Here is a 5,963-nt window from a genome sequence, read left to right as displayed (position 1 = left end):
AAATATTTTAGCTTATTTGTCTTATAAAATTATTAAAGGAGATTTTTATATGAAAACATACAATATTCCTGTAGAGGCAACTTTAGAGGTTATCGGTGGAAAGTGGAAAGTAGTTATCCTTTGTCATTTAAAGAAAGACAAAAAGAGAACGTGCGAATTAAAACAATTAATGTCTGGTATTACACAAAAGATGTTAACGCAACAATTACGTGAATTAGAAGAAGATGGTGTAATCGAGAGAAAAGTGTATAACCAAGTGCCACCAAAAGTAGAGTACTCTTTAACTGATTACGGTCATTCTTTAGATTCTATACTCGATACTCTTTGTAACTGGGGAGAAGTTCATCTTGAAAAGAATGGGAACACATCTATGCTTATAACAGCAGCTGAATAAAGAAAGAAAAAACGAACGAGAATACGTTCGTTTTTTCTTTTTGTATAGAGGGAGATTTTTACGCAGCATAATTACTTTTTTGTAATATAGGTACTTTTTTGTGCTGTAGGAACTAAAATGTGCCGTATAGAAAATTATTTGTTTTTACGCAACAATAGAGAAGAAATTTAGAAAAAAGGAGGGAGATCGTGTGAAACAATACAATATACCGATAGAAGCAACTTTAGAAATTATCGGGGGAAAGTGGAAAGTCGTCATTTTATGTCACTTAACGAAAGGAACAAAGCGAACGAGCGAGTTGCAGCGTCTAATTCCTGAAATTTCTGTTAGAATGTTAACGCAGCAACTACGCGAGCTGGAAGAAGATGGTGTGATTACACGTGAAATTTATAAAGAAATTCCCCCTCGAGTAGAATACTCCCTAACCGATTATGGGTGGTCTTTACAGAATGTATTAAATCAATTAACCGCATGGGGAGAACGATGCATAGATAGAAAAAACACAGAAGTTAAGTGAAATCTCTATATGTAATATTGAAAACACCACCTAATGACGAGGTGGTTTTTTTCGTTTTAAAACTTTAGAAAGTTGTTATGATGAAAAGTAAAATTTTTGAGGACCTGTTTCAGTCATGGGTACTTAAAAGTGCCTACATCACTTTAAAGTACGTACTATGCTTCATAATATAACCGTTTTATAATGACACTCGTAGCAAGAAGTCAGTACAATAACGATTTTAAGCTATGTTCAAAAAAACTTATTAACTAGTATAGTTTTTTGTTCAATTTTTTAGTAGGAGATGTTTTCATGGTTGAAGAACTTTTTTATAAAAAAATACTCAAAAATCTGTTTTCAGATCCAGTTCAAATTACACTTTGGAATGGAGAAACAATACAATATGGCGAAGGGGAACCTCAATTTCATGTAACATTCCATAAGCCACTTTCAAAAAAAGAAATCGCTAAGGATCCTTCTATTGCATTCGGTGAAGCATATATGAATGGGGATCTTGAAATAGAGGGTAACCTTGAAAAAGCAATTCAATCTATTTATAAAAGGCAGGATAGCTTTTTAGGTGATAGTAAGTTGCAATATTTCAAAAGTAAATGGAATTTCTCAAAACAAAAAAATAAAGATGATATTGCTCATCATTATGATATTGGGAACGATTTCTATAAATTATGGCTTGATGAAACAATGACATATTCTTGTGCATATTTCCAAAATGAGCAAGATTCTTTAACGACAGCGCAGCATAATAAAGTGAATCATATTTTGAAAAAGTTGAACCTTCAAAAAGGTGATACGCTATTAGACATCGGTTGTGGGTGGGGTGAACTCATTACAGCTGCCGCTAAACAGTACGGTGTGAAAGCGATGGGAGTAACGTTAAGTGAGGAACAATATGCTAAGACTTCTGAGCGAATTAAACAAGAGGGACTTACGGATTTAGTTGAAGTATCTTTACTTGATTACCGCGATATTAAGAATCATAAATTTGATAAAATTGTTAGTGTAGGTATGATCGAACATGTAGGAAAAGACAACATTACGCAATACTTTGAAACAGTTAACAAACTATTAAATGATGGCGGGATTTCTCTGCTGCATTGCATTACTTCTCCGGCTAATGGTGGTGCTACGAATGGTTGGATTGAAAAATATATATTCCCTGGTGGGTATGTTCCTGCTGTGAACGAATTAATCACGAACATGACAAACGAACAATTTTTTATTGTGGATGTAGAAAGCTTACGTAGACATTACGGAAAAACATTACAACATTGGGCTCGAAATTTTGAAAACGTACTAGAGGAAGTTCGTAAAACGAAAGATGAGCGATTTATCCGCATGTGGCGTTTATATTTAAATGCATGTGCAGCTTCGTTCTTTACAGGTAATATTGATTTACATCAATTTGTATTTACAAAAGGGATTAATGATACAATTCCGATGACACGTTCGTATATGTATGAATAAGAGCATGTAACCAAGTAGCTCTCAAGTCATTGAGTATAAATAAAATGATGATAGGATATAAGTCTATAACGTAAAGTCGAGATGGGAATCAGAAAATGATTTCTATCTCGACTTTTTAGTATATAATTTTAAAATTAAAACTATATACTTTTAAAGAAAAAATATATAATAAATGTAGAAACGAAAATTTATGAGCAAGGAAGTTGAAGAACATGACATTAACAATGGGCTTTATTGGATTTGGAAAATCAGCTAACCGTTATCACCTACCTTATCTAAAGACACGTAATAATATAAAAGTAAAAACGATTTTTGTACGTCAAATAAATGAAGAATTAGCGGCTCCATATGAGGAAAGAGGTGTTTACTTCACTACTGATTTGGACGAATTGTTGAATGACAAAGAAATTCAAGTCGTGACGATCTGTACGCCAGCACATACGCATTATGAATTAGCAAAAAAAGTTATACTAGCCGGAAAATCAGTTATCGTTGAAAAACCATTTTGCGATACAGTAGAACACGCCAAAGAATTATTAGCATTAGGACGAGAGAAAGGTGTAGTCGTTATGCCTTATCAAAACCGCCGTTTTGATGGTGATTTTTTAGCTGTGAAGCAAGTAATTGAACAAGGATTCCTTGGTGATATTATTGAGATTGAATCACATATTGATTATTTCCGTCCTAGTTCAATCACTCATGAAGCTCCAAAAGAAGAAGGTTCATTTTACAGTTTAGGTATTCATACGATGGACCGCATGATTTCACTATTCGGCCGTCCAAATACAGTGACATACGATATTCGTAATAATGAAGTGGAAGGTGCGGTTGATAACTATTTCGATGTTGGTCTACATTATGGAAATCAGTTGAAGATTAAGCTGAAAACGAACCATATCGTAGCAAAAGATTATCCACGCTTTATCGTTCATGGAACAAATGGCTCTTTTATTAAATACGGTGAAGATCAGCAGGAAAATGATTTGAAAGCGGGTATTATGCCTGAGAGTGCAGGATTTGGTGAAGATTCGCCGATGTATTATGGAATTGCTAAGTATCGTAATGCAAATGGTGACTGGATTGAAAAACAAATTAAAACGCCGCTTGGTGATTACGGTCGTTTCTATGATGCAGCGTATGACACAATTGTAAATGGTGCACCAAAACTTGTGAAAGATGAAGAAGCAGTAACGAATATTGAAATCTTGGAAAACGGATTTGCTGCCCCATCACCTTCAGTTTACAAACTTGAGGCTTTACATTTGAATGAATAGAAGAGAGTTTGCAGTATAAAGGAGGTATGGAAATGGCAAGCGGATCAACACAAGTAAAATACCTCGGCATTTATCAAAAGATTAAACAGCAAATTTTAGACGGTGAATATAAAATCAACGAAAAAATTCCGAGTAGCTCCGTCCTTGCTGAAGAATTCGATGTTTCAGCACTTACGATTAAAAAAGCGCTGGATCTATTAGTAAGAGACGGCTACATTATCCGTCGGCGCGGAAGTGGAACAGTGGTACAAGATTGGCATCAGCAGGAAAAGGCACGAATGATTCAAACTTTAACAGGTACGAAAGCTGTTTACGGTAGTGAGGTAGAAAGTAAAATTATCGAGTTTGCGATTGTAGGTGCTGATGAAGTAGTTGCTGAGAAATTGGGAGTTTCAATTGGTGATTTCGTCTATAAAATCATTCGCCTCCGCATCATTCACAGCATTCCGACGATTATGGAGCATACATGGATGCCAATTTCGGTTATCCCAGGTGTTGAAGCTTCTGTTTTAGAGGAGTCGATATACTCACATATTCAAAATAAACTTGGTCTTGAAGTAGGGACATCTGTTGTCAGGGTTAAAGGGATTCGCCCAGATGATAGGGAAAAGCAGTTTATGAACTTAACAAATCAGGATTTCCTAATGCGAGTTGAGCAAGTAGCTTACTTAACGGATGGACGAACTTTTGAATATTCTTATGCAGATCATCTACCGGAAACCTTTGAGTTTGAAACAGTCATTACGGCAAAAAAATTATAAAGAGACATAAAATAGGTTGAGGCAAGCATTGTCTCAACCTATTTTATGTCTTCTACAGTTATGATTCATCTGCTGTAATCAGCATGGATGTGTTCCCGGTTTTTTCAAGATGAACTTCTCCCCAGGAACAGAGGGAATCGAGTATAGCTCCTAAAGACGAACCGTAATCCGTTAAAGAATACTCTACTTTTGGTGGTACTTGGTCATATACTTTCCTTTGGATTACACCATCTTCTTCTAGTTCTCGTAATTGTTGCGTTAACATTTTTTGCGTAATACCAGGCATTAAACGTTTTAATTCACTCGTTCTTTTTGTTCCTTTTTTTAAATGACAAAGGATAACAACTTTCCACTTTCCGCCAATAACTTCTAAAGTCGCTTCTACAGGAATATTGTATGTCTTCATAAAAAAACTCCTTTGATGAATTTAGATTACAGTTGTGAGCCTACATCCGTTGCAATACTAAAATTATTTCTTTTTAGTACCTATAACACTTTAAAGTGCGTACTATTTATTGTGCTAAATATCGGTCATAATAACCGATGTAAGAGAGAAATAAGCAGAACGGCACTTAAAAATGCATATGTTACTTTTTAGTACCTATAACACTTTAAAGTACGTACTTTTTATTAGGATGAATATAATCCATAATAGCACTTGTAAGCAAGAAATGCGTGAAATGTGCTTTGAAGGAGCCATCATGCTATGGGGAATTTTACATGAGAATAATTTGTTGTGTTATTAAAATTAATCCAAGACTTAACAGTTGATTAATTGAACTGTAAAGTTTAAAATTACAGTAAGATTTTTAAAAGTGAGTTGTTAACGTCTGTAAAATGTAGCATGAATAATAGAGATAAATGAAACATTGCTGAATAATTAACATTATGTGAATTTGATTCTAAACTGTAATTTTTTTTAATACATTTCAATAAGCGATATTTAAAATGTACGTTTAATAACATTAAAGGAGTGAGTTAAATATGGTAATTCTATATACAACAGCAAGCTGTGCTTCATGCCGAAAAGCGAAAGCATGGCTTGAAGAGCATCAAATTGATTATATTGAAAAAAACATCGTATCAAATTCTATGACAGTTGATGAGCTTAAATCGATTCTTCGTTTAACTGAAGAGGGGGCTACTGAAATTATTTCAACTAGATCCAAAACTTTTCAGGACTTAAATATAAATATTGATGAGCTCTCGCTAAATGAATTTTATACATTAATAATTGAGCATCCACTAATGTTGCGTCGCCCGATTATGCTGGACGAAAAAAGATTGCAAATTGGTTTTAACGAAGAAGAAATTCGCAAATTTTTACCACGTAGTGTCCGAACATTTTTAAACATTGAACTGCAAAAGTTGGCTAATTAATAAGTAATAGTATGAAAGAGAAATTTTTTGAAAGGAGGAAACTGAAGGTGATAGAAGTATGCGTTACAGTTAATTATAAAGATAGAAACTATCAAACAAATGTCATTGTGAACAAAGATACGATTTGGACAAAAATTGAACAGTTGGCAGAAGAACAAGTGAAGAAACAGTGG

General features: G+C 34.2%; 7 protein-coding genes and 1 pseudogene. 7 read left to right on the top strand and 1 reads right to left on the bottom strand.

The window, feature by feature from the left end; translation table 11 throughout:
- Nucleotides 1–49: 49 nt before the first annotated feature.
- From MR107_RS28910 to MR107_RS28890, 5 genes and pseudogenes are all read left to right on the top strand, one after another.
- A complete protein-coding gene (locus tag MR107_RS28910) occupies nt 50–394 on the top strand; it encodes a winged helix-turn-helix transcriptional regulator (RefSeq protein WP_000860822.1) in 345 nt (114 codons plus the stop codon).
- Nucleotides 395–584: 190 nt separating this feature from the next.
- Complete coding sequence (locus tag MR107_RS28905) at nt 585–911, top strand: winged helix-turn-helix transcriptional regulator (RefSeq protein WP_000816339.1); 327 nt, start codon at nt 585–587, stop codon at nt 909–911.
- 291 nt (nt 912–1,202) lie between these two features.
- Nucleotides 1,203–2,375, top strand: a complete 1,173-nt coding sequence (locus tag MR107_RS28900) for a cyclopropane-fatty-acyl-phospholipid synthase (protein WP_242293064.1) — start codon at nt 1,203–1,205, stop codon at nt 2,373–2,375.
- A 212-nt stretch (nt 2,376–2,587) separates the two neighbouring features.
- On the top strand, nt 2,588–3,649 hold the full coding sequence (locus tag MR107_RS28895) for an oxidoreductase (protein ID WP_000176600.1): 1,062 nt from the start codon (nt 2,588–2,590) through the stop codon (nt 3,647–3,649).
- A gap of 32 nt (nt 3,650–3,681) precedes the next feature.
- Nucleotides 3,682–4,420, top strand: a pseudogene (locus MR107_RS28890) (GntR family transcriptional regulator).
- Between the two features lie 48 nt (nt 4,421–4,468).
- Here MR107_RS28890 and MR107_RS28885 read toward each other — a convergent pair.
- Nucleotides 4,469–4,816 (bottom strand): winged helix-turn-helix transcriptional regulator, encoded by a 348-nt coding sequence (locus MR107_RS28885; protein ID WP_000860832.1) that lies wholly within the window; start codon nt 4,814–4,816, stop codon nt 4,469–4,471.
- A 578-nt stretch (nt 4,817–5,394) separates the two neighbouring features.
- On the opposite strand from MR107_RS28885, the gene spxA reads away from it, so the two are divergent.
- Both spxA and MR107_RS28875 read left to right on the top strand, forming a co-directional pair.
- On the top strand, nt 5,395–5,790 hold the full coding sequence (spxA, locus tag MR107_RS28880) for a transcriptional regulator SpxA (protein WP_000236189.1): 396 nt from the start codon (nt 5,395–5,397) through the stop codon (nt 5,788–5,790).
- Nucleotides 5,791–5,837: 47 nt separating this feature from the next.
- On the top strand, nt 5,838–5,963 hold a 126-nt coding region (locus MR107_RS28875; RefSeq protein ID WP_242293065.1), incomplete at its 3' end, for a BA3454 family stress response protein.

It is taken from the genome of Bacillus cereus group sp. BfR-BA-01441 (assembly GCF_022663075.1).
GTDB classification, from domain to species: Bacteria; Bacillota; Bacilli; order Bacillales; family Bacillaceae_G; genus Bacillus_A; species Bacillus_A cereus.
The sequence above is the reverse complement of the archived record's forward strand: the minus strand, read 5'-3'. Positions and strand labels throughout refer to the sequence as shown.